Origin of the sequence: Natrialba swarupiae, assembly GCF_008245225.1 — an archaeon.
GTDB lineage: Archaea > Halobacteriota > Halobacteria > Halobacteriales > Natrialbaceae > Natrarchaeobius > Natrarchaeobius swarupiae.
Map to the genome: position 1 here is coordinate 1 of NZ_VTAW01000063.1, position 2861 is coordinate 2861.

Here is a 2861-nt window from a genome sequence, read left to right on the forward strand (position 1 = left end):
CTAACCCGATCACCGCCACCTACGACAGAAATCAGATCTCAGACCGACTCAACTGATGACGTCTTGTGAGGTACTGAGTCTACGTCTCTGCCGGAATGAAAGGCCGCGAGCGCGACGGATGGTCGCGCTCGTGTGGCCTATTCACGCGCGGACGGGGATTGTACGAACAGGATAAACCGCCGGTGTTCACGATCGTCGATCGCGGGACCAGCGACCGATACGTGATCCCCGTGAATCCACCAAAAACCGATGATTCCCCTCCTTCTTGCAAACCTCGAGAAGGAGCCATTGATCGTCTACACTGACGGGTTTCGCGCCTACAAACCGTTAAACGTGGACGATGCATTCGACCGCGAATACGTCGTCCACGGGGACGGCGAATAGTCCGCCAAGAATGTTCACGCCAACACCTGCGAGAGCCACGGGGCGCTGCTACGACCGTGGCTCTCGCCACATCAAGACATCTAAATGGATAAGCTTACTCCGTATCTCTGCGCGTTCCAACTCCGACAGGAACTATTGCGGAAGCCGGAAAAAAAGCACTCAAGCACGCTATCAAAGCTGTGCTGTGAAATCAACAAAGTACTACACAATAGCGTGGAACTGTTTCTGGATTAAATATTTCACCATGCATTATATCGGTAATAATTTTGTCTGGTGTATTATATGGCGGGTTGTGTGGCTAATTTATGCTAAACTATAAAATTGTACTAATAGTGTTTGAACTTGAAATAGAGAACTTTGGAAACCATTCCAATGCTATAGTATCACTCATTCCGTGAAATTAATATTGTCGGTCTCTGCACCTCTACCGAATTCTAAAATTTTGATTTCTCAACGGATTATGGAGCAAATGGTAATGAGATGAGCGACCGTCCCATCGACACACATTGGATCAAGTTATGAGATCAAAGGTAGTGGTTGTGTTTAAAAATAAGAGTATCAAACATATAGCTTATAAAAATCTTTTACAATTATACTACTGGTTAAGATTACGCCTGTTATTTGAACCTCATATTCCACCAATTGGTTCTATGTATATTGGGGGCCAAAAAATCGGATTGGGATACAGGGACAAGTGGATCAATGATATGGTTACACCAGATGAATCCGATATTGTAATAGAAGCAGGTGTATATGAAGGGAAAGATACTGCTATGTACGCAAAAATGGCGGAAAGAGTTGTTGGATTCGAACCTAGTCCGCGGAATTACTCAAAAGCCAAGAACAACCTCAAGAAATTCGACAATGTAGACATTTATAATAATGGTTTGTGGTATGAGAAAGATACATTACAAATAAAGTATGGTGAATCTGGCGTAGATGATGGTTTTCTGGATCCGGATATAGATTCTGGAGAAAGAGGGGAAAAGATACCAGTAAACACAATAGAAAGTTATGTGGGCGAATTTAACATTCCCCGGGTTGATTTTTTAAAAGTTGAGGCAGAGGGAGCAGAACCTGAAATTCTTGAGGGGTTAGGACAGTTACGTCCTCAAAAAATAGCTGTAGACGCAGGAGAAGAAAGAGGTGGAGAGCCGACCGGTTCTGAGGTACTAAAATTACTTCAGCCAATGGGTTACTCATTAGTTGGTATGAATAAAGGAAAAAGATTATTCTTTACAAGGGATCCAGTTGATCACGAAGCACTTAAAGATATCGTCAATTGATGTTTAATTAATAATTGTATTTATATCGATTTATTTAATACTCCCTGTATAGGTCATACTAGTCGAGTGGTATGACTGAAAGCAGAGTTTCTGGCAATTTGACCCATATAGACTAGTGGCTTTTTTCGTGATCACCTTCCTGGGACAAACGCAGACACTGTCATTCCTAACGGAATGAAGTGCTATTGCTATGAAGATTACAGCGCTACAACGACGTCAACGTCACTCTCGGACAGATCACACCAAAACCACTCTCCTAGACGTCACTATCAACGAAATATTGAACAATACAGCAGTCGTCTTCGAAGAGAGCAAGGCTACCACCAACGACGCGGAGGTCGTCAGTGACGCCGAAAATACATTTTAGAAACCTCCGAGACTAGCTATCGCTCTTATTAACTAAATCCCAGTACTTCACAAAGCAACTTGACGACGCCGACTTGTTCGTGAGACTCTCCGCTAAATAGTAAGTAACTAGGAAGGATGTCTGCTTGCAGAAGGTGTGCCTAATCACCCGTTATCGCTTTAGCTCCAGACAGACCTTCAGTTCGGCAGTTGGAGCGATACAAGAACTACCGAAACATGAGACACACCTTCTAGTCTGATCGAAATAGCGGGATTATGCCCGCTCTCCACAGTAAACAGATGGTTCTGTCTTCGAGCTCCCAGAAATCAAGAGCGTTGCCACTCATTGTTGGCGCCCCCGGCCCGGCTGACAGGCTCAGCCGGGCCGGATCGTTGCCAGTTCACCGTCATTGGTTACGTCCGGATTGACAGTCCCGTGAGCCACGCGCTCTGTCAGCGCGTGGCGATCAACGTTCGGATCAACTGCTCCTTCAAGAATTACCAGCCCAACGCTGTCCCACGAATAGCCCAATTGCTGGGCCAGTGTCTCCAGCAAATCTCCGCTGAACCGCTGGAGGCGTTTCGAGAACCGCATCGGTTGAACTCGGGTTGTCTCTTCAACGGAATCCGTATCGGCGGGTCCCCGCCGCGCTCGCCCCCGCCGCCACCCCTGTCCGCTCCGGAATAACAACAGCACTCCCCCCCCCAGGGAACAAACCGACTCACTTTTTCCTCGAACCGGGAGGAAACCCACCCCCCACAACCCTTTTTGTTTTTTTGTGGTCGCTTTGGTACACCCCCCGTTTCTGTATAGCGCCCCGGCTTCTCGCGGGGGCGAAGCCACTT

2 protein-coding genes and 1 pseudogene are annotated in these 2861 nt (G+C 46.8%); 2 read left to right on the forward strand and 1 reads right to left on the reverse strand.

The window, feature by feature from the left end:
• Positions 1–77: 77 nt before the first annotated feature.
• Positions 78–572, forward strand: a pseudogene (locus FYC77_RS19875) (transposase); the annotation flags it as partial.
• A 330-nt stretch (positions 573–902) separates the two neighbouring features.
• A complete protein-coding gene (locus tag FYC77_RS19880) occupies positions 903–1670 on the forward strand; it encodes an FkbM family methyltransferase (RefSeq protein ID WP_149083221.1) in 768 nt (255 codons plus the stop codon).
• A 721-nt stretch (positions 1671–2391) separates the two neighbouring features.
• On the opposite strand, the gene FYC77_RS19885 is transcribed toward FYC77_RS19880, so the two are convergent.
• Positions 2392–2610, reverse strand: a complete 219-nt coding sequence (locus FYC77_RS19885; RefSeq protein WP_202911881.1) for a hypothetical protein — start codon at positions 2608–2610, stop codon at positions 2392–2394.
• Positions 2611–2861: the final 251 nt, after the last annotated feature.

Coding starts and splice junctions, on each gene's coding strand:
- FYC77_RS19880 (WP_149083221.1), top strand. CDS start 903: ATGAGATCAAAGGTAGTGGTTGTGTTTAAAAATAAGAGTATCAAACAT.
- FYC77_RS19885 (WP_202911881.1), bottom strand. CDS start 2,610: ATGCGGTTCTCGAAACGCCTCCAGCGGTTCAGCGGAGATTTGCTGGAG.